The 21416-nt window shown below is 59.3% G+C and carries 15 protein-coding genes; 8 read left to right on the top strand and 7 right to left on the bottom strand.

Annotation, left to right across the window (positions count from 1 at the left end; all coding sequences use genetic code 11):
* Window positions 1–24: 24 nt before the first annotated feature.
* Window positions 25–1149, bottom strand: coding sequence for a DNA polymerase III subunit beta (dnaN, locus tag AC6I99_RS22370; protein ID WP_309930408.1), 1125 nt, complete (start codon window positions 1147–1149; stop codon window positions 25–27).
* A gap of 575 nt (window positions 1150–1724) precedes the next feature.
* Window positions 1725–3146: a chromosomal replication initiator protein DnaA gene (gene dnaA, locus AC6I99_RS22365; RefSeq protein ID WP_224094500.1), complete on the bottom strand. Its 1422-nt coding sequence runs from the start codon at window positions 3144–3146 to the stop codon at window positions 1725–1727.
* 464 nt (window positions 3147–3610) lie between these two features.
* On the opposite strand from dnaA, the gene rpmH reads away from it, so the two are divergent.
* The 8 genes from rpmH (at window position 3611) to AC6I99_RS22325 (ending at window position 9284) form a co-directional block, all read left to right on the top strand.
* Window positions 3611–3748, top strand: a complete 138-nt coding sequence (gene rpmH, locus AC6I99_RS22360; RefSeq protein ID WP_011776797.1) for a 50S ribosomal protein L34 — start codon at window positions 3611–3613, stop codon at window positions 3746–3748.
* Between the two features lie 41 nt (window positions 3749–3789).
* A complete protein-coding gene (gene rnpA, locus AC6I99_RS22355; RefSeq protein WP_309930412.1) occupies window positions 3790–4200 on the top strand; it encodes a ribonuclease P protein component in 411 nt (136 codons plus the stop codon).
* A 79-nt stretch (window positions 4201–4279) separates the two neighbouring features.
* Window positions 4280–4633 carry a membrane protein insertion efficiency factor YidD gene (gene yidD / locus AC6I99_RS22350; RefSeq protein WP_309930502.1) on the top strand — a complete coding sequence of 118 codons (354 nt, stop codon included), beginning with the start codon at window positions 4280–4282 and terminating at the stop codon, window positions 4631–4633.
* A 16-nt stretch (window positions 4634–4649) separates the two neighbouring features.
* On the top strand, window positions 4650–5624 hold the full coding sequence (gene yidC, locus AC6I99_RS22345; protein WP_309930414.1) for a membrane protein insertase YidC: 975 nt from the start codon (window positions 4650–4652) through the stop codon (window positions 5622–5624).
* Window positions 5624–6175: a Jag family protein gene (locus tag AC6I99_RS22340; protein WP_309930416.1), complete on the top strand. Its 552-nt coding sequence runs from the start codon at window positions 5624–5626 to the stop codon at window positions 6173–6175. The genes yidC and AC6I99_RS22340 overlap by 1 nt, the downstream gene beginning before the upstream one ends.
* Before the next feature lie 6 nt (window positions 6176–6181).
* On the top strand, window positions 6182–6832 hold the full coding sequence (gene rsmG, locus AC6I99_RS22335; protein ID WP_224165928.1) for a 16S rRNA (guanine(527)-N(7))-methyltransferase RsmG: 651 nt from the start codon (window positions 6182–6184) through the stop codon (window positions 6830–6832).
* A gap of 129 nt (window positions 6833–6961) precedes the next feature.
* Window positions 6962–7975: a ParA family protein gene (locus AC6I99_RS22330; protein ID WP_396133561.1), complete on the top strand. Its 1014-nt coding sequence runs from the start codon at window positions 6962–6964 to the stop codon at window positions 7973–7975.
* 67 nt (window positions 7976–8042) lie between these two features.
* Window positions 8043–9284: a ParB/RepB/Spo0J family partition protein gene (locus AC6I99_RS22325; RefSeq protein ID WP_497943961.1), complete on the top strand. Its 1242-nt coding sequence runs from the start codon at window positions 8043–8045 to the stop codon at window positions 9282–9284.
* A gap of 5988 nt (window positions 9285–15272) precedes the next feature.
* Here AC6I99_RS22325 and trxA read toward each other — a convergent pair.
* The 5 genes from trxA to AC6I99_RS22300 all read right to left on the bottom strand — a co-directional run bounded on the left by trxA (window position 15273) and on the right by AC6I99_RS22300 (window position 21358).
* Complete coding sequence (trxA, locus tag AC6I99_RS22320) at window positions 15273–15599, bottom strand: thioredoxin (protein WP_216924410.1); 327 nt, start codon at window positions 15597–15599, stop codon at window positions 15273–15275.
* A gap of 37 nt (window positions 15600–15636) precedes the next feature.
* Window positions 15637–16593, bottom strand: a complete 957-nt coding sequence (gene trxB, locus AC6I99_RS22315) for a thioredoxin-disulfide reductase (protein ID WP_224165925.1) — start codon at window positions 16591–16593, stop codon at window positions 15637–15639.
* 288 nt (window positions 16594–16881) lie between these two features.
* Window positions 16882–18624, bottom strand: a complete 1743-nt coding sequence (locus AC6I99_RS22310) for a discoidin domain-containing protein (RefSeq protein ID WP_497961898.1) — start codon at window positions 18622–18624, stop codon at window positions 16882–16884.
* Window positions 18625–18764: 140 nt separating this feature from the next.
* Entirely contained in the window at window positions 18765–20828 is a 2064-nt protein-coding gene (murJ, locus tag AC6I99_RS22305) for a murein biosynthesis integral membrane protein MurJ (RefSeq protein WP_497961896.1), read from the bottom strand.
* Window positions 20829–20854: 26 nt separating this feature from the next.
* Window positions 20855–21358: an NUDIX hydrolase gene (locus AC6I99_RS22300; RefSeq protein WP_216924651.1), complete on the bottom strand. Its 504-nt coding sequence runs from the start codon at window positions 21356–21358 to the stop codon at window positions 20855–20857.
* Window positions 21359–21416: the final 58 nt, after the last annotated feature.

The following is a 21416-nucleotide window of genomic DNA, read 5'->3' as shown; positions in this document are numbered from 1 at the left end:
CGCTAGTGGATAGGTGGCGGATCGCTAGTTTGGAAGGCGAACCGGCATCACGAGGTAGCGGTAGTCATCCTGGTCTTCGCCATCAGCCTCAGCCTGGGCCGTGATCATGGCTGGTTTGGGGGCGGTGGTGAAGGAGAACCGAACGTACTTCGTCTCGATGACGCTCAAGCCTTCAACGAGGTAGTGCGGATTGAAGGCGACCGTGATGTCCTCGCCGGAGAGCTGGGCTTCCAGTTCTTCGGACGCCTGCGCATCTTCGCCCGTACCGGCGTCGAGGTTCAGCAGACCCTGGCTGAAGGCCAGGCGGACGGGTGTGTTGCGTTCGGCCACAAGCGACACACGACGAACCGCTTCAACGAGTTCTTGTGTTTGGACCGTTGCGTGGATGGGTGTGGAGTCCGGAAAGAGCGAGCGGATTTTGGGGTAGTCGCCATCCACCAGCAGGGACGTGGTGGTTCGGCCTCCACTTTCGAAGCCGATCAGGCGGCTGTCGTCGTCAGCGAGGGCAAGGTTGATGTCGCCACTGCCGCCGAGGGTCTTTGCCACCTCGTTCAGCGTCTTCGACTTGACCAGCGCGCTGGTGGAAATGCCCGGAGTTACGGGTTTCCACGGGACTTCGCGCATGGCGAGGCGGTAGCGGTCCGTAGCGAGGAGAGTGATCATGTCATCCTCGATTTCCATGCGCACGCCGGTGAGGATCGGCAGGGTGTCGTCCTTGCTGGCAGCGATGATCACCTGGGAAACAGCCTGTGCGAAGGCGTCACCTGGCAAAGTGCCGCTGATGGCTGGCAACGCCGGAAGGGCCGGGTACTCCGCCTCAGGCATCGTAGCCAGGTGGAAACTGCTGCGCCGGCAGGTGAGGGTGACTTTGCTCCCGTCGGTTTCAACTTCCACGGGAGCTGAGGGCAGGCTGCGGCAAATGTCTGCCAGGAGACGGCCGGACACCAGAATGGTGCCCTCCGTGGTGATATCCGCCGGGATCTCAAGGCGGGCTGATGTTTCGTAGTCGAAGCTCGAAAGGCTTACCGTTCCTGCCTCGGCTTTGAGGAGGAGGCCGGAAAGCACAGGTACGGGCGGCCGCGGAGACAACGACCGCGCGGTCCACGTAACGGCTTCTGCCAGGACGTCGCGGTCGACTCTGAACTTCACGGAAGGGTGCCGCCTTTCATTGCTGCTGCCAAGTAGTAGCTGCGGATCCCTGCCTGGAACCCGCCAAACCTTTGCTGTCCGATACCGGAACCTGCATGGTTCGCACTCAAGCGAACTACAAACAGACCCAAGGATGGGAGCGCTGCTGACAGCTTAGCCGGAAGATCCGCGATTAACCCATCCCCGGCAGCACTCACCCCTCGTATGTGGATAGCCGGAGGCTGGCCATCGATGGGGTTGATTGGTCTGCCGGCGGCAGACCGGTGTGGCGCAGAACGAGATTGTTATTTGAGGGATTTCAATTTTTTGGGATTCGTAGTGTTAATAACTGCTGTGGAAACTGTGGATAACAGGATCTGGCCGCGCGGTTCCGGGGTTAAGCCCTGTTCACGGATTGTGCGTTAACTGGGTTTTAAACAGGGTGTGGATGGGGACAACTCCCAACCCGGTTTTTAACGATCCACAGATGCCTTAAGGGTTTTAAGCCCATTAACCGCGCTTGTCCCCTTAAGTATCCACAGGGTTATCCACACGCACCTGTTAATAAGGTATGTAGTGCGCGGCCGGATGTGGATTCAGGAGTCCCGCTGCTGCTGCTTGATGCGGTTTGTGAGTTCCGTGACCTGGTTGTAGATCACACGACGCTCGGCCATCAGCTCACGGATCTTGCGGTCGGCGTGGATGACCGTGGTGTGGTCTCGTCCGCCGAGCTCCTGTCCGATCTTCGGCAAGGACATGTCAGTGAGTTCGCGGCAGAGGTACATCGCGATCTGGCGGGCGGTGACAAGCGTGCGGGTACGGGACTTGCTGCAAAGCTCTTCCATGCTGAGCTTGAAGTAGTCAGCCGTCTGGTCCAGGATCTGCTTCGCCGTGATCTCCTGGGCGCCGTCGTCCGTGATGAGGTCCTTGAGGACCATCTCGGCGAGGGCCACGTCCACCGGCTGTCGGTTCAGGCTCGCAAAGGCAGTGACGCGGATCAGGGCACCTTCAAGTTCCCGGATGTTGCTCGAGATCTTGGAAGCGATGTACTCCAGGGCGTCGTCCGGTGCGGACAGTCCTTCGCTGAGGCCCTTCTTGCGGAGGATGGCAATGCGGGTTTCAAGTTCCGGCGGCTGGATGTCCGTCAGCAGGCCCCACTCGAAACGGGAGGTCATCCGGTCCTCGAAGCCCGCCAACATCTTGGGAGGCTGGTCGGAGGTAATGACCACCTGCTTGTTGGCGTTGTGCAGGGCGTTGAACGTGTGGAAGAACTCCTCCTGGGTCCGGTCTTTACCCGCCAGGAACTGGATGTCGTCGATAAGCAGCACATCCACGTTTCGGTACGTGGTCTTGAAGCTGGTGCCTTCGTCATCGCGGATCGAGTTGATGAAGTCGTTGGTGAACTCTTCGGAGTTGACATACCGTACGCGGATTCCGCTGTAGAGGCGACGGGCATAGTGGCCGATCGCGTGAAGGAGGTGCGTCTTGCCGAGCCCGGAGTCGCCATAAATGAACAACGGGTTGTAGGCCTTGGCCGGGGCCTCGGCTACTGCAACCGCGGCCGCGTGGGCGAAGCGGTTGGAGGAACCGATCACGAAGGTGTCGAAGATGTACTTCGGGTTTAGCCGGCCGAATTCATGTGAGGTGCTGGGCGGTGTCGGCTGAGGCTTCGGTTCAGCGGCCAGGTCCGGCATCGTGGAAAGCTCGACGGCGGGTTCCGGCTCTTCGTGAATGGGCACCAGATCGGTGTCAACGTCGATCGCGCAACGGATGTCATCGGAAAAGACGCTGCGGAGGGCGTCGTCAAGGGCGTCCTTGACCTGCGTCTGCAGGACTTCCCGGGTGAGCTCGTTGGGAACGGCGACCAGAAGCGTGGAGCCGATGAGCCCTTGGGCCTGGGCGAGGATGACGAAACCGCGCTGGCGGGGTGTGACCCGGTCGTCCTGTTCCAGAAGGCTAAGCACCCTGCGCCAGGAACTTCCGACAGTATTGGCGTGGTTGGCTTCGTCTACTGTCATCAATCAGTTCCTAAATACTTGCTTGCCGGCGTTGCTGGCAGCCGAAGTGTCTCCGACTGGCGATGTTTCCGGGGTTAATCCACAGAGTTATGCACAGCGGGTGGACAATGGGCTACTGAGCCACTCTAGGGGATGGAATCGCTAGAAGATAGCTGGGAAGTTGCTTGTGGATAATTACACCGTTGTGGTTCTGATTTGGGCCTTGTGAGCCACTTCATCCACAGGCTGTGAAGCGTCCGTTGACACAGCTGTGGATAGCGGCAGGAATGGCTCCCGGTTTGACTGAGGGTGCCTTTTTGCCCTAACGTTGTGAAGTCCTTTGTGTCCGCTTTTGTGATCAGCTGCATCGACGTACGTTTATCGTGCGGCAGGCAGCGGCGGCAGGCACATACAAAACTTAGCGTCGGCCAGTTCTTCCCCTTTTGATCGGGTGGGCGCACCTTTGATCCACTGGAGTAACTAACGTGAGCAAGCGGACTTTTCAGCCGAATAACCGCCGTCGGGCCAAGAAGCACGGCTTCCGCCTTCGTATGCGCACCCGTGCCGGCCGCGCCATCCTGGCTGCACGTCGCGGCAAGGGCCGCGTCGAACTGTCGGCGTAAATAACTGACTTGTCGGTCAGGGTCTTTTTGCGGGTTCGACGGTGCTAGCCACCCCTAACCGTCTGCGGACGTCTACCGACTTTTCAACAACTGTACGTTCCGGCGTCCGCAATGGACGCCGGAACTTAGTGTTATATACGGCCCCTATCGGGGCCGCGGAGCCGAGTCGAATCGGCTTCATTGTCTCCAAAGCCGTCGGGAACGCCGTGACCAGGAACCTCGTTAAGAGGAGACTGAGAGAAGCAGGCGCACTGTCCTTGCACACGCATGGAACGGGCCTGGCGGTCGTGGTCCGGGCACTGCCCGCAGCTGCATCTGCCAGCTGGGAGCAACTGCTCTCGGATTACAACGCCGCATTGGCAGTGACGACGAAGCGACTGGGTGGATCACTTCCACGCAGCGCTTCGCCAGAACACAACGGCACCACAAGGGAAGGGACACCGCGTGCATGACATAAGCACCGCCGTCGTTCCTTCCCCAGGTGACCCCGCTGGTTTAAGCGAGCCCGTCGGCAAGGTTCCCCACGGCAACCTGTGGGTGGTGGTAGGTAAGTTCGTCTGGGACCTGCCCCGAAATATCCTGATTCTCCTGCTGAAGATGTACCGAAAGGTCATTTCACCCCTGTACGGCCAGGTTTGCCGTTTCTTTCCGTCCTGCTCGGCGTATGCCCTGGAAGCGGTGACGGTGCACGGCGCCATGAAGGGTAGCTGGCTCGCAGCCAAGAGGCTCGCCAAATGCCATCCTTGGAATGCTGGCGGAGTGGACCATGTCCCCGCCGGCCATCGTCATTGGCCGCAAGGCCAGACGCCCACAATTGTTGTACTGAACAACCCGGACCAGTTCCTGGCTGCTCAGGCTGATGAAGAAGGCCGCACTGCGGCCTAACGAATAGGGATATCGTATGGACTTCTTTGGAACGATCATGTTTCCGTTCAAGTGGTTGGTGTCAATCATCATGGTTGGCTTCCACGACGGACTGAGCTTCATCGGCCTGCCAGCCGCCAATGGCTGGACGTGGACGCTGTCGATCATCGGCCTGGTGCTGGTGATTCGTGCCGCCCTGATTCCTGTGTTCGTCAAGCAGATCAAGGCCCAGCGGGGCATGCAGCTGCTTCAGCCTGACTTGAAAAAGCTGCAGACCAAGTACAAGGGCAAGACCGATCAGCTCTCCCGCCAGGCCATGGCACAGGAGCAGATGGCCCTGTACAAGAAGCACGGCACCAACCCGTTCTCCGCGTGCTTGCCCATGCTGATCCAGATGCCGTTCTTCTTCGCCCTGTTCCAGGTGCTGTCTGGTATTTCGACTGCCAAGAACGCTGGTGAAGGCATTGGTGCGCTGAGCCACGATCAGGTTGTTCAGTTCGATCAGTCCAGCATCTTTGGCGCCCCGCTGTCGGCATCATTGCTCCACGGCGGCGCCCCTGGTAGCGAAGTTGCCGTCTGGACGCTTTCCATCATCATGATTCTCGCCATGACTGCCTCGCAGTTCATTACGCAGAAGCAGATCATGGCCAAGAACATGTCCGAGGAAGCTCTGGCCAGCCCGTTCATGCGGCAGCAGAAGATGATGCTCTACATCCTGCCGCTCGTATTCGGTATCGGTGGCATCAACTTCCCCATCGGTGTCCTGATCTACTGGACCACCACCAACCTCTGGACCATGGGACAGCAATTCTTCGTTATCCGCCGCATGCCCACACCTGGCTCGCCCGCCGCGAAGGCACTGGAAGAGCGCCGCGCCGCGAAGGGCCTGCCTCCGCTGCTGGGTGGCAAGAAGAAGGACGACGACGACGCCGAGGCTGCCGCGGCTGCTGCTGCGGCCGAGATCAGGGCCCAGCGCGTCCAGCCACAACGTAAGAACAGGAAGAAGAAGTAATGTCTGCTGAGAGCACTGAAGATGTAACTGCCGCCGAGACTGAGGAACAGGACGACACCCAGGAAGAGTCGCTGTCCAAGACAGCCAGCCGTCTGGAAGAGGAGGGCGACATTGCTGCCGACTACCTCGAGGAACTTCTTGATATCGCTGACATTGATGGCGACATTGACATTGAGGTCCGGAACGGTCGTACCTACATCTCCATCGGAACCGATGAAGAGTCCGCTGCCCTGGATAGCCTTGTAGGTCGCGACGGTGAAGTCCTCGAAGCCCTGCAGGAACTGACCCGTCTGTCCGTCCTTTCCGCGACTGAAAGCCGGTCCCGTTTGGTGTTGGACATCAACGGTTACCGCAAGGAACGTGCCGGCGTACTTCAGCAGATCGCCGAAGACGCCGTTGCCAAGGTCAAGGAATCCGGTGGGACCGTTGCCCTTGAGCCTATGAGCGCCTATGAGCGCAAGATCGTTCACGACGCCGTCGCTGACCTCGGATTCGTCTCTGAATCCGAGGGCGAGGGCGCCGGCCGTCACATCGTGGTCTCGGCTGACTAGCAGCTCATGGTTGAAATTACCGCAACTGAACTGCAGGCAGCAGAGAAGATCTTTGGGGAGCGCTTGGATCTCGCCAAGCGCTATGTAGAACATTTGGCTACCTCCGGAACCGAACGTGGGCTGATTGGTCCTCGTGAGATCCCCCGCTTGTGGAGCCGCCACGTCCTGAACTGTGCAGTCATCGAGTCAGCCATTGCCATGGACAGCCACGTGGCAGACGTTGGGTCCGGTGCCGGACTTCCTGGGCTGTGCCTTGCAATTGCCCGCCCAGACCTTGAATTGACTTTGATTGAACCTCTGGAGCGTCGAGTCATCTGGCTTCAGGAAGTCGTGGACGACCTTGGCCTGGACAATGTGACCATTATGCGAACCCGCGCTGAACTGGCCGTGGGATTGGTGGACGCAGACGTCGTTACGGCACGCGCAGTTTCTGCGCTTTCCAACCTGGCTGGCCTGACTATCCCCCTGCTGAAGGGCAAGGGGGAGGTTGTGGCAATCAAGGGCCGCAGCGCTGCCGAAGAAATTGAGAAGGCCAAGAAGGTTATCCGTAAACTTGGCGGCGTGGAAACGTCCGTTGTGGTTTGTGGACAGGAGCTTTTGGAGGAACCCACCACCGTGGTGAGGATCATCGTCAACAAGCCCGGAAAGACGGGCTAGTCGCCGCTCGGTTTCCCGCGTGTCGGCGGCTGAGCAGTTAGGCTAGAGAACGGCAGCAAGCGCCGAATGAGAGTGAGAGTGTGACCAGTGGGCAGTAGCGAAACCTCCACGCAACGGATCCCCCCCTTTATGTCCTTGGGGTCCGCGCGGGCCATGGCCACACCTTCGGCATCACTTCAATCCGCCATTGTGCGAACGAATTCAGTTGATAATGCTGCAGTTTCACGTGAAACGCTGACGGATGAGGTTCACAACGTGATGGACTCCATCGATGATTCGAGCCCTATCGCTCGCCAACTGGCCAACGAGACGCGCCGGCGCGAGCGGCTGATTGGACGCGAACTCCCTAAACCTGATCGGACCCGGATTTTCACGGTCTCCAATCAGAAGGGTGGCGTTGGCAAGACGACCACCACCGTCAACATTGCCGCTGCACTGGCGTCTGCAGGACTCAACGTTCTGGTCATTGACATTGATCCCCAGGGAAATGCATCTACAGCCCTGGGCATTGAGCATCACGCAGATGTCGACAGCATCTACGACGTCCTGATCAACGACCTCCCGCTGAAAGATGTAGTGGCTCCGTGCCCTGACATTCCCAACCTCATCTGCGCCCCGGCGACGATCCACCTGGCTGGCGCGGAAATCGAGTTGGTTTCATTGGTGGCCCGCGAACAGAGGCTTCGCCGCGCCATAGATGTCTACTCCAAAGAGCGCGAGAAAAACGGTGAGGGACGTTTGGACTTCATCTTTATCGACTGCCCTCCGAGCCTGGGTCTGTTGACTGTCAATGCGTTCTGCGCCGCCAGCGAAGTCCTGATTCCCATCCAGTGCGAGTACTACGCCTTGGAGGGCTTGAGCCAGCTCCTGAAGAACATCGAGATGATCCAGAAGCACCTCAATGCTGACCTGGTGGTTTCGACGATTCTCCTGACCATGTACGACGGCCGAACCAACCTCGCGGCACAGGTTGCGTCCGAGGTCCGCCAACACTTCCCTCAACAGGTCCTGAGCGCTGTGGTTCCCCGCTCGGTACGCATCTCTGAAGCGCCGAGCTACCAGCAGACTGTCATGACCTATGATCCTTCATCGAGCGGCGCGCTGTCCTACATGGAAGCCGCTGCCGAAATCGCTGAACGCTAGAATTCTTGAAACACTGCAACAGCCTGGGCGGGTCCGCACCCGGCTATTCCATCGGAGGGATGAATCAATGAGCGAAAAGCGAAGGGGCCTCGGCAGGGGTCTTGGGGCTCTCATTCCTAGCTCACCCGCGGGTGCCCAGGGAAACGGCGCTGCGCCTTCACGCCCAGTGGACCTCTTCTTTCCGGAAGCCCGTAAGACAGCAGAGCCTCTGGAATCGCTCGAAGGTACAGCTCCTGCACCTGCTCCGGCGGCCGAATCCGCGACGCCGAGTGGAGCAGATGGTTCACGTGCCGGCGCTGTGAAGGAAACATCGAAGTCTGCGGCCGAGGCACCTGCTGCAAGCAAGTCCAGCGAAGCCAAGGCCGCGGCGTCCAAGCCATCGGCTAAGCGCCCTTCATCCACCTCGGTGAAGACCTCAGGCGCAGGGACGAGTTCGACGCCGTCTTCTTCTCCTGCTGCAGCTGCTCCGCCTGAGGTGGAGTTGGTTGAGGTTCCGGGAGCGAGATTCGCTGAGATACCGGTGACGGACATTCATCCGAACCGCAAGCAGCCTCGATCTGTCTTCGATGAAGACGACATGGCCGAACTGGTGCACTCCGTCAAGGAAATCGGAGTCCTCCAGCCAATTGTTGTACGTACTTCAACCGAAAAGGGTGGAGAACCGTACGAGTTGGTCATGGGTGAGCGCCGCTGGCGTGCCGTCCAAGCCGCGGGCCTGGAAACAATCCCCGCCATCGTACGTGACACCACTGACGATGACCTCCTTAGGGACGCGTTGCTGGAGAACCTGCACCGCAGCCAGCTGAACCCCTTGGAAGAGGCAGCCGCATACCAGCAGCTCTTGGAAGACTTCGGAACTACACATGAGCAGTTGGCCGATCGTATTGGTCGGTCCCGTCCTCAGGTATCCAATACACTGCGTCTTTTGAAGCTTCCGCCGTTGGTGCAGCGCCGTGTGGCAGCGAGCGTCTTGTCAGCAGGCCACGCCCGTGCTCTCTTGGCGTTGCCGGATGCGGCCGCCATGGAGCGCCTTGCACAGAAGATTGTTGCTGAAGGTATGTCCGTCCGTGCCACTGAAGAAGCCGTAGCTTTGTATCAGGACCCAGCCGCGCCGGCCAAGAGTGCTATTCCCAAGCCCAATGCCCGGCACGAGCGACTGGACTACTTGGCTTCCTCGTTATCTGACCGCTTGGATACGAACGTGAAGATTACCCTGGGTGCTCGCAAGGGCCGCGTCAGCATTGAATTTGCCAGCGTGGAGGATCTCAACCGAATTATGGATGTTTTGGGACCAGGATCTGACGACTAGTTCTCCCGACCAACTAAATGGGGTTTGCCTTGCGGGCAGACCCCATTTTTGTGTTCTGAGGCGTCCTTTTTTGTTTTCCAGGACAGGCGGTGTGGGCCTTCTGGGGTCGTGCCACTTGCTTCTTGTGGAGTTTCACGTGAAACATTGGGCTGGGGGTTCCAAGACGGCCTGGGATGTGCCTGTTGCGGGTGAAAGCAGCGGCTATGTTGCGCCCAGCAGGTCTCTCTTTTCTATACTCCGGGATACGCGTTTGAATACTTGGACGGTCTTTCGCTCGCAGCATCCCCAGAGGAGTTCGTCATTGGCCCCTTCTTCAGGCTATGTCGCTCTAGCGCTTCCTGAAGCTGCGTCTTCGGGCACGGACTCGTTCTATTGCGCGCTCGATCCTGGAGCGCGCTCTGATGCCAGTGTGCGGCAGTTCTAGGGCCCTGCGTAGTGCTCTTGAAGAAGACCACTCGCGCCTTGGAGCAGTGGGCGCGCACTTTAGGATTCGAAGTTTCACGTGAAACGCGCCAGTCGGGAAGCATTAGAATGCGCGGGCTCTTTTGCCTTTCGTTCTACTCTCGCTCTTGGCCTGGAAGGCGCAGATTTCTCGTTCTGAACTCAGGTAAGCCGCGCTGGAATCAAAGAGATGTAAACCAAACGGAAAGCCCACCATTTGCGGTGTCCCGGGGCACTATCTAGCGTGTCCCCGGTGTCCCCGGTGTCCCGACGCCGCGTGGTTCGGTTGTTCAGTGGTGTGTGCCTTGGCGTTGCCTCACAATTGCTGCGACCCGCTGCCCTTACACAACGGCCTACATTAGAGTTCCCGTAGGTGTCGTGCGGCCCTGCCGCGCCGAATGGCAAACACTTCTCTGGAGGGCTCCCGTCAAACACCGCTTTGGCCGAGTCGAGCGCCCCGGACAAATCAAGTCCTTCGATCATGCGATTTCCGCGGCGCTTTTGTTTCGTTGAGGCGCGCGCGTTGGAAGCATCATGGACCGCTGGCCTTGTTTCACGTGAAACCGTGCCGCGCCCCTGGAGCTCGTTGGATGGACGAACCTCGTCGAGGTAGTGAATACGCTCTTCTCCTTTAGCAGAAACCGACAATCCGGAGACGAATCGAAAGGCTTGGCATCTGTTCGTCGAGCAGATGAAGACTGTTACGTGTTTCACGTGAAACACCTATTTCCCTGGGGTCTGACGGCGTTAATTACAGCGGCCAAACGAAGGCGTTACCACCGAGCGATTGTATCGAATTACACGGATGTTATTCGGAAACACCTCCGGTCCTATCAGCGATCGGACGGAGGCTTTATCTACGACTTCCAACGTCTGGGCGCACCGTTATCAGGGAGCTACTGGCACAGAAGATGTGCTTGCCCTTTGTGGAGCATTCTTCTGAGAGATAACTACCCCTTTTGGTGATCTATAGTTCAATGGGCAGACGGGCCATCCAATAGGTCCATGCCCCCACGGTTCCCGCGCGTTCTTGTAGCGGAAACGGAGCAATGGTTTCAGCCAAAACGGCCTAGCGGCGGCGTAGCGATCGGATCCTGCCTTGACCTCCTGTCCATGCCAACGACGGGTGCAGTATCGCAGCACAAATTCCCAAGGGAACGCACTGGCTGCCCAGGAGTTGGGGACTTCCGTTTTCGCGTGAGTTTAGGATCTTCTTCGGCCATTGGACTTGCCGCCCAAATCTGAACTCATCTTTCGCCCACTGGGGGCCGTATCCCGGAGGCGCTCCCCGCTCTATATGGGCTGTGTACTGACTATACGGATGGATCGGCGAGACCCCGACATAAAACAGCAGAACGTACCTTGTTCCATATGGCTGGGACGACAATTGAGGCCCGGAGAGGTTCAGCGCCCTGCCACGAAGAGGTGTTCCAAGATCGGTGGCCCTCTGGTCGACATCGTTCTTCCTTGATTGGTGAGTGAGATGGCACGGCGCCTCTCACGGCCGAAGCAGTGGTCCCGGGGCGCCCATGTCCATCCTCGACAGCAGGAATGCCTATGCGGACGTTGGGGTGTGTCGCATGGTGCGCTTCCCTGCCGTGCCGGCTTCGGCTGTCGAACGTCTAAACATTCCCCCGCGCGGCCCGAGAAGCGCTGAGCCTTTTGGTGCCGGTTGGAGTGTTCTCCGGCATCGGCACTGGGCCGCCTGGGTGCGTGTTGGCGCATGGCGGAACCTAGCGCTGGAGTCTTTGATTGTCGTCGCGGATTGATAGATCTGATGTTGTACGTTTGACCGAATGGGAGCCGTGCTGTTTGTCGCCTCAGCCACATTTCGAGCTGTGCGGGTCCGGTGCCACTACGTCTCTGACGCCAGCTTCAACGAACAAGGGCGGACCGTCATTTAGGCGCACCGGCGAGATTTCTTGTTTCACGTGAAACGTATTCCAAGGTGTCTCATGATCATTCGAAGGCTGAAAGAGGCAGGAAGGGGCATGTGTATCGGCGGATTTAGGCAGTGGATAAGCCTGTGGATAACCTTGGGGATAACCCTGTCGCTGGTTCGGGTTTCCCTGGCCCCAATCACCAGCAACTTGCTTCCGAGCACCCGCCGCCGTGATGCGACTCTTTCCGCACCAAGTGCAGAATGTTCCACGTGAAACGATCCCCTACGGGACCGCGTGTATTTCATGTCACATGATCACAAAACCCTTTGATTTGCGGGAATTTGATGCACCGTGGTGCAGTCAAATGGAGCGGCAACATCAAAGCTTTCAAACTCGCAGGAGGGGGAAGGAAGTGACGGACCGCGGGGAGCTGTACCGGGAGCTCGGCAAATGACATTTGGATCGCCTGGTGGCCAGTGGAAAACCCTGTGGATAACTTTGTGAACAACTTGGTCGTTAGTCCTCTGCTACCTCGCTAGTGTCGTGACCTGACATGGTGCTCTTGGGAACCTCCTGTTGATTGGAAGGCATCCTGAGTCGATCTACGAAACGCTCCCACGCGGGCCTGTGGAGGCCGATGGAGTGCCAAACGAATCGCATCACTCTTCAGACGGGATAGTCGGCACCATTCGAGGGTCGCGGCCTACGGGGCGTGATGCTGTAGAGCGTTGAGATCCAGGCATCGTCTCGAAGCAGGGCCACCTTTGATCCGACGTCTGCCTACAAGGCTCCACGAAAGAATTGGCGTAGAGCGGTGGATTGGCAGGCATGCTGATCTGCCGAGGCCGCGCCAGGGAAAACCAAGTCATGCCATGTAGGCTGCTACCCAGCCGCGCGAGTGGTTGCGACGGGTGGGTCAGGCAACACAAGAAGGGCTCTAGCGACGATCTTGTGAGTTGGCGATACTGGACGGAGGATCAGGAGCACGGATGGAAGGTAGGAAGGGAAGGACCGCTTGCTGCTGTCCTCCGGATTAGGACTGCTGGCGTCCCAGGCGGCATTCTGCATCTGCGGCTTCTTAGGCGGTCGACGTATCAGTCTTAGTTCCGGCCAGTCTGCAGCAATACAGTCAGGTTCCTGACTAACTTCGTTCGGATCCGCTCATGTTTCACGTGAAACAGCCCCTGCTCCACGTGGTTGTTGGTTGCCCCTAGATCAAATGGAATGCTCGGTTCCGGAGAATGAATCTTCAGTGCCGCCGAGCACCGTTTTGGCGCCAGTGAAGTTGCTCCCTGATTTGGATAGTGGATAAGGTCATCCGCCAGCAGCAAGACTCCATTAGAAGGGATCGTCTCGTGCCCATTCCCAGGTTCTGTGGATGTGGAGTGGAAGCCCGATGGCTGGATCGACCATCGGTAGTTGGCCTCCCCTAGGCTTCGAAAAGGAAGGGGGCGCTATAAGAAGCCCGTCAATCGCTAGGGTTGGAAACGGCCGAGCCTCCTGCTTGGCTGGGTGAGACGGTGTGGGCAGCGGTATTCATGGACGTATATTCGTCTCGTGGAGGCGTCTTTCGCCGCTGTGTGCGTCTGTTTGAGTTGCGGCGGTCCGCTCATCCGGGACACGTCCGTTCATATGTAGGGGCATATCTTGGGGCTCGCTAGCGGTGAGAAATCGCCTAGGCTACAAAGGCGAGAGCGATGTGTGGTGGATGCAAATACCTAAAGTGACGTGATAGATGTCGGTGTTTCACGTGAAACAAATCTCCGGGGTCGGGAGAGTTTCTGGATCAATCAAAGTTAGACGGACCAGCCCATCCGCAGGTCGAAAGCGGCGTTGGCGGTGCAGCGCAGCGGGACTATATGTGGAATGACGGGAGTCCCGGGCATAGTTGGCAGCACGGGATCGAATGCCCATCACGAACCCGGCCTCGACGAGGGTATTCACAGAGTGGACGCGGGACTTGAGATATTTCGTGCCTGAGACCACAATTTGCCCTCAAATTCATCGCCCAGTCCCCCGGGAGGGCAGGTATTGGAGGGCCCTCCGAGCACAGGGAAGGGCGTAGCGAGCCTCGGGGAGTCATTGTCCTCAGGAGTGGTTCACTTGTGGCTGGCCGAAGAGACTGGGCCATTTGTCCGCGAAGGCCGCTTCTGGGACCGGCGGCCCGTTCGCAGACGCATGTCCGGTCTATGGGGGCTTTTCTGCGTGGGACGAGGGCAGCCTACTTGTTTTCGCTTGAGGATTGAGTAGACACGCGAAGAACAGCACATACGATGTGTGTCTGAGGCTGGCGACACATCCAACGAGCGCTTTTCCCGCTTTGATCCTGGACGACACCACCGCTCGCACACAAACTTTTGCACTGAGGTAATGCATCAGATTTGAGAGCAATTGTCCTACGCGGCAGACAAGGGTCGGCCGTTCATCAGGTAACGTAGATCGGAACCCCAGAGATTTCGCCCATTCCGTCGGACTATTGTGCTGCTGTGAAGAGACAGGCGTCATCTTACTACTGTGACAGATCCCCCTTTGGGCGATCTTTGCAGGTTCTGGATCCTCCGGAATTATCAACTTTCGTGACGTTACATGCCCATGTTTCACGTGAAACAAGACGGGGCAACCTTCACGATGATGATCCCAGTGGCGCCGCGCTCGGAGCCCCAGTCGCTGAGAGTAACGCAAGTGAGGCCGAAGGAATGCCGTTTCACGTGAAACATATCCGGAGGAGCGGCCAACAAAGGAAGAGGGCAGCGATGAAAAAGGTCGCCAGTTCGGGTCGAAGAAGCTTCCAAGAGCGTCTGCGGGCATGAAAATCGTTGGCCTGAAATCCCAACTTCACCGTGGTGGAAACACAACGACTTCCGGACGGAGTGAATGATGCAATGAGTCATGGCGGAAGGAGCTGATAGAGCCCCGAGGGCGTCTGAGACTCGTGGGTGTTGCGTGACATGAGCGCAGGGTCCTCTAAGGCGTTGCCTTCAGAGTCGAGGCTGGGTGCTAGCGAATCCAGGACCGCTACAAAGAGTTGAACTTCAAATGATGCCGGTGATTCGCAAGGCTTTGTACGCGTGTCCTTGGCATGCGGCCAACGGAAAAGTGCCCGGACTAGTCGAAAATGTCCGAAATTCTGGCACCCCATGAAGCAGCCCAAGCACGACTGATTGGTTGCATAAGCGGAATCCTTCCCGTCGGACTATGAATAATCCGAAGCTTTCCGCCTGGAGTCGGAGCTGGCTTTGCCTCTTTGTTTACCCCGCGAGAAGCGGACTACCCGATCCATGACTCAGTAGGTAGGGATGTGAGAGAGGGATGTGCCGGGTGGGGTGGGGATGTGAGAGAGGGATGCATCGGGTGGGGTAGGGATGTGAGAGAGGGATGCGTCGGGTGGGGTGGGGATGTGAGAGAGGGATGCGCGGGGTGGGGTGGGGATGTGAGAGAGGGATGCGCGGGGTGGGGTGGGGATGTGAGAGAGGGGCCGCGTTTGCCTACCCCAGATAAGGCGAACTCAAATCGTTGGCTTCAACGGAAGCTCAAGGGTTCTGACACAATAAAGCGTCGAATAACAAACGCTATGGGATGCATTCGGCTTAAATACAAAAAACCGGCGACTCCCACTCCTTCAGGAGGGACAGCCGCCGGCTTTTCACTGACTAACTAAGGGAAGCTAGGACAAGACGTCCGCGAATTCCTTTTCGAAGAACTGCTTTGGCTTGGCGCCGATGACCGTGCTCTTCACTTCTCCCCCACTGAACAGGTAGACGGCGGGTATGGACGTGATGCCGTACTCGGCGGCGATGGCAGGGTTGTCGTCGACGTTGAGTTTCACGACGTCAACCTTCTCGCCGTATTCAACGGAGATCTCGTCGAGGATCGGGCCGAGCTTGCGGCAGGGTCCGCACCACTCTGCCCAGAAGTCCACGATGACCGGTTTCTCGGAAGCCAGGACGTCCGTGCTGAAGCTTGCGTCAGTTACGTCTTTAGCGTTGCTCATAACTTTTCCCTTCGTATGGTTGCTGGTCTGGTAAAGCTCAGGAATGCAGGTCTGCGAGGTAGTGCTCGACATCGAGGGCAGCCACACAACCGGAGCCCGAGGCCGTGATGGCCTGGCGGTAGGTGGGATCGATGACGTCGCCTGCGGCGAACACACCCTTGATGTTGGTACGGGAAGTCCGGCCCTCTACAGCAATGGTTCCTTCGGGGGTCAGATCAACTTTGCCCTTCACGAGTTCCGTGCGGGGATCGTTGCCGATGGCCACGAAGACGCCGGTAACGTCGAGTTCGGATTCGGTACCGTCCACCAGGTTCTTGAGCTTGAGGCCTGTGACCTTGTCACCGCCGAGGACATCCTCTACAGCCGTGTTCCAAATGAAGTTGATCTTCTCGTGTGCCTGGGCACGGTCGCCCATAATCTTGGAAGCCTTGAGGGTGTCGCGTCGGTGGACCACTGTAACGGACTTGGCGAACTTGGTAAGGAAGAGCGCTTCTTCCATGGCGGAATCGCCGCCACCGATGACCGCAATGTCCTGATCCTTGAAGAAGAAACCGTCGCAGGTTGCACACCAGCTAACGCCGTGCCCGGACAAGCGCTTTTCGTTCTCAAGTCCAAGCTCACGGTAGGCCGAACCGGTGGACAGGATAATGGCCTTCGCCTGGAAGGTCTCCCCCGTGCCAATGGTGACCGACTTGATGTCGCCGTCGAGATCCAATTCGGTGACATCCTCGAAGAGAATCTCGGTACCGAAGCGGGCCGCCTGCTTTTCGAAGTTTTCCATGAGATCGGGACCCATGATGCCTTCGGGGAAGCCTGGGTAGTTTTCAACGTCCGTAGTGTTCATCAATTCGCCACCTGCAGTGACGGAACCGGCAATGAGCAGAGGCTTCATGTTGGCGCGGGCGGTGTAAACGGCGGCTGTGTAACCGGCGGGGCCTGAACCTACGATGATGACGTCACGCACCTGCGATGCGCTGTTTTCTGCAATGCTCACGTGGCGTGAACCTCTTCCTTAGTCGATGCTGCGGCTTTCGGGGCAGCCACCTGACTCAACCCCTGCAACGGTCCAAATATTCCGTTGGATTTGGAGGGCCTAAAACCCACCATCATTCAGGGTACCGTCTGGAGGCTCGGCCAATCGAAGCGGGGACGCCGGATGACTGGTGGCCACATCCAGTCACAATGCACCGCGCATGCGAAAGGAAGTAGCAGCTGATGCCCTTTTGAGCGCTCAAAAGGGCATCAGCTGCTACCTAGTTGGGTAAGCGGAGCGAAAACGGAACTACTGGACCGTGACCTCGGCCAAACGCAGACCAAATCCGAACTGGGTCTTGGGAGCAGCAAGTTTAGGCAGCGTCTTGATGACCACTATGACGTACTGGGTCTGCGTGGGCGCAGCCAGCGGCATTGTCAGTTCCGGGGACGTGAAGCTGTTGGTGCCCACGAGCTTGGCGCCATCCATGGCCGGGCGGTCATTGGTGTAGACGCTGATGCTTCCACCCGATCCGCCCAACTGGTTCAGCACCACTGACTTGACCTCTGTGGGCTCCTTAAGCTTCACGACCAAGGGCATCTCACCCGAGAGTCCACCCCAGTTGGCGGAAGCGAACTCCATGTCGGACCAGTAACTGGCCGGGTTCCCATCAAATGCTTTGGGAAGGTCTTTGTCGAACGATGCAGCGAACGGGAAATCGCCGAGGCGCGTAATGCCATCGATGGCCGGAGGCGTCGCGGGAGCAGCGGACTCGCTGGGCGTCGGCTTTTCGGATTCGGTGCCTGCTGATGGCGATGACGCTGTTGTTTTATCCGAGGCCGCCGGAGCTCCGCTCGGCAGGAGGCTTCCCAGGTTGGTGACCGCCAGGACAAGGCCCACGATCAATACGGCAGCAAGCAGTCCGCCGACCAGCCAACGCATGGACCGCGGCTCGCGTTCCGGAGTTTCGTCCTCGTAGACCTCTTCATCTTCGTAATCTTCAGTGGCAGCGGCCGACGCCGGGAAGCTGGTAGGAGCGCGATCGTAACCAGGGCCGGAGCTTCCTCCAGCGGCTTGAGCCGCGCCACCGGCAGCGAGGCCGTAGTCCTCTTCAGACCAGAGGGAAACCTTTGGTTCCCCGGCAGGTTCGCGAGTCGGTGCGGGCTGCGGTTTCACAGGTTGTGAAGCCACGGGCTGCGAAGTGACGGCCTGGGTAGGCGGCTGAACCGGGGCAACGGGTGTGGTAGCCGGCGAGGCTCCGGACGACGCCGACTGTACAGCCTGCGTCCGAGGCTGGGTTCCCGAAGTAGAACCGGCACCGGAAGCTCCGGCACCGGCACCGGAAGCCCCAGCACCCGAAGCCCCCGCACCGGCAGCGCCATTAGCGGCAGCCCCGGCGTCGTGGTTCTTGGACCCGGCGTTCTTCAGCGCGGCAGCGGCAGCAACGCCCGCTGCACCGGCGCCAGCCGCAGCAGCAGCGAGCTTTCCGGCGAGACCACCCTTGGCAGATGACGGGCTGGAGGAAGGCATAGGCGGCAGGTTGCTGGCCTGCGTGGCTGGCGCCTCGTGGGCAGCATCCGATTCGGATTGGATCGGGTAGCCGTTTTCGTCGTACTGGATGTACTCGGCTTCGTGCTCATCGTCTTCGTAGAGGCCGTCATAGGTTTCGGGCTCATAGGTACGCGGTTGGCCGAAGATCTCGCTGCCGAGGGTTTCCGTGAAAAACGGTTCCACGTACGGCGGGTGGGTTGCGACTACCAAGTCCAGGAGGTCCGGCGCAGTGCTGTGGTTGGTAATCAGGTACGTAGTGTTGTCGCTGACTCCGAGGTCCAGGATCTGGACATGGCCAGGGCGCTCCCCCGTGGCGACTTCGCGGGCGCTCTGTGCTACCTGCTCGGCATTTCCGGGACCGGCAACGAGGATGCTGACGGGGCGATTGAGGACCTGGTCCACGCCGTCGAGCACCAGATCTTGGTCATGCGAGGTCAATACGGTGGCCGTGACCTTATAGCGGCCGCCAAGCACTGATCCGACGTCGATCGGGTGGGACACGTGTTCCTCCTAGGCTGTCCGGGAGTTGCGGGTCCTGCACGCGGGCCGCCCGGCAAGCCGGTTGTACCGCTTTTGCAACTACCTGTATTCATTTCTAGCCTAGCCGATTGGCGCCCGCCGCCCACGTTGGCGGCACCGGTTCACTTCTTCCGCTTCTGCCTGGTGTGCTGTCCAGCGTCCCCGTTGGCGGGAAAGTAGGGATTGTGGCCGGGGTCGCCCTGGTAGGTTCGCCTGCCTGGCAACGGGACCTGCGGGTGGAACCGTCCTCCCTTGGCCGTGCTCGGTACGTCCTCATCCGGCAGGTAGTTCGTGTGCGGTTCTTCAGAGCTGGATGTGTCGGAATAGTCTGAAGTTTTGGCTGGAGCCTCGGCGGCGGGCTCCGGTTCGAGTGCCGGGCCGGCCCTGAAGGACGCAGCATCGAACTCGCCCGAGATACGCGGAATCAAACCGGTGTCATCCGAGACCGTGGCGCGTGCCGCCGTCGTGGGTTCAGCAGCGGCCCCCGCAACCGCAGGTACGCCGCGGCCAAAGCGGCCCATCAGCGGACGCATCAGATCACGCAACTCGGTGACATGGAAGAGGCGAAGCAGGAGCAGATAGGCCACCAGCATGACGGGCCCGACGACGACCACGGTCACCAAGGCCGCCGGCCGGCTGCTCCAGGCGAAACCGTCGGCACGGTAGCTGCCCAGGAGCCAGAGCGCCACAGCACCGGCAATCGCCGAGCCGAGGCCCGCATAGCCCATGCGGATGTACGAGTTGGCGATGCGCGGTCCGTCCAGATGTCCCAGCATCCTGCGGAGGAACCACACGCTGATGACCACGGAAAGTATGTTGCCCAAGGTATACAGGACGGCGATCGCGTAGATGATCTGACCTACGGGAAGGAACTGGATGAAGAAGGCGCCCACCACATAAACGACGGCGAGCAAAAGCTGCACATAAAGGGGTGTGCGGGCGTCCTCGTTGGCGTAAAAGACACGCGACATCATGAAGTTCGCGCTCATGAACGGCGTGCTCAAAGCAAGGATGGTGAGCGTCTGGGCGAGCATGACGCCGTCCTGCGGCTTTCCACCGGAGAAGAACATGCCCAGAGGGCCTGCAAGCGCGAACAGCGCCAATGCTCCAAAAACTGTTGCGACAGCCATGGTTCGCAGTCCGTGGGAGAGCGCGTCGCGCAGTTCGGCCTTGTTGCCATCCTGGGACGCCCGCGTCATGCGGTTAAAGAGAACAGTGGCCAGGGACAGGGCGATGATCGAATGCGGCAGCAGGTAGAGCTGGCTCGCAACTTCAAGGACCGCGTTTCCTGGAAGAGTGGAGGCCGCTGTGGTCTGGCCTGAATTGTCCAGCCGGAGCCGTTCGGCACCGGGAATCGTGGCAATTTTCATGACGTACAGGAACGCCAACTGCCCGACGGCGGCAGTCAGCAGCGTCCACACGCTCAACTTTGCGGCCTGGCCAAGTCCAACCCCGCGCCATCCGAAACGGGGCCGCAGCCCCAGTTTCAGCCTCATGACGGGAATCAGCAGGATGGCCGTTTGGGCGATTACGCCGAACGTGGAGAATCCGGCAATCAGGAACGTCTGGGTGGGCCCCCAATTATCCAGTGTGTGCGGGTTGGTGTAGTTGGCACCCAGGATCCAGATGAACATGCCCAGGCCGGCGATGGCCACCACATTGTTCAGGATGGGAGCCCACATAGCGGGGCCAAAGGCGCCGTGCGCGTTCAGGACCTGTGTGAGAAGCGCATACAGGCCGTAGAAGAAGATCTGTGGAAGGCACCAGAACGCGAAAGTGACCGCCAGGGCCTTCTGCTGGTCCGAGTAGCCCTGGGTGGTGAGGTCGATAACGATGGGCGCGGCGAGGGTCACGAGGGCCGTCAGCCCCAGCAGCACCAGCACAGCGAGGGTCAGGAGCCTGCTGATGTAATCGGCGCCGCTGTCCGCACCTTTGCTGGCCTTGATGATCTGCGGGACCAAGACAGCGTTGAACACGCCGCCAGCCACCAACAGGAAGATCAGGTTTGGAAGGTTGTTCGCGTTAATGAACGTGTCATTGACCGTTGAGCCCAGGCCGAGTGCAGCGCCGAGCATCCACGTTTTGGCGAAGCCAAGGAACCGGGAAACCAGCGTTCCTGCCGCCATGATGGCACTGGAACGTGCTTCTCCGGATTGAACGGACTGGGTGGTTTTGGCTTCAGACATCGCCTTTATCGTCCCACGTAGCCGGGTCAGAGGTGTTCCGGCAGCACTTCCCGTGCCAGGTCAGCGATGCGGCGTTCGTTCGGGAAGGATAGTTTGCGCGCCAATTCCTGGATCGGCACCCATGCGGCGTCCACGGCCTCCTGGTCCGGGTCATTCTCGATGGTGAGCTCGCCGCCGGTGGCCCGGAGCAGGAAATGGTGGACGGTTTTGTGGACCCGGTGGCCGCTCACCGTGAACCAGTAGTCAATGCTTCCCAGGGGCGCAAGGATGTTGCCCTCGATGCCGGTTTCCTCGGCGATCTCGCGGACAGCAGCTTCCTCGTTGTTCTCCCGGCCTTCCGGATGGCCCTTGGGCAGGCACCATTCAAGCCGGCCACCCCTATTAAGGCGGGCGATAATCGCAACCCGGAGTTCGCCGTCGGACGTGTCTACTACGACACCGCCAGCCGAGACTTCCTCCACAGTGGGAAGCGAGGCCTGGACCGGGTGCTGCGGGGCAGGCGCGACGTGGGCGCCGATTGCCGACGGCAACGGTGCGTTCGTCCTCCTGCCAGGAGCGCTCGGGATCGGATTGGCCATGAAGTCCACT

It is taken from the genome of Arthrobacter sp. TmtSoilC77, assembly GCF_059739415.1.
Note: the sequence above shows the minus strand (reverse complement) of the source record. Positions and strands in the feature narration are given on the sequence as shown.

Excerpts from the sequence above, each read along its gene's own strand:
- dnaA (WP_224094500.1), bottom strand. The coding sequence starts at position 3,146 with ATGACAGTAGACGAAGCCAACCACGCCAATACTGTCGGAAGTTCCTGG.
- yidC (WP_309930414.1), top strand. The coding sequence starts at position 4,650 with ATGGACTTCTTTGGAACGATCATGTTTCCGTTCAAGTGGTTGGTGTCA.
- AC6I99_RS22340 (WP_309930416.1), top strand. The coding sequence starts at position 5,624 with ATGTCTGCTGAGAGCACTGAAGATGTAACTGCCGCCGAGACTGAGGAA.
- rsmG (WP_224165928.1), top strand. The coding sequence starts at position 6,182 with ATGGTTGAAATTACCGCAACTGAACTGCAGGCAGCAGAGAAGATCTTT.
- AC6I99_RS22330 (WP_396133561.1), top strand. The coding sequence starts at position 6,962 with ATGTCCTTGGGGTCCGCGCGGGCCATGGCCACACCTTCGGCATCACTT.
- AC6I99_RS22325 (WP_497943961.1), top strand. The coding sequence starts at position 8,043 with ATGAGCGAAAAGCGAAGGGGCCTCGGCAGGGGTCTTGGGGCTCTCATT.
- trxA (WP_216924410.1), bottom strand. The coding sequence starts at position 15,599 with ATGAGCAACGCTAAAGACGTAACTGACGCAAGCTTCAGCACGGACGTC.
- murJ (WP_497961896.1), bottom strand. The coding sequence starts at position 20,828 with ATGTCTGAAGCCAAAACCACCCAGTCCGTTCAATCCGGAGAAGCACGT.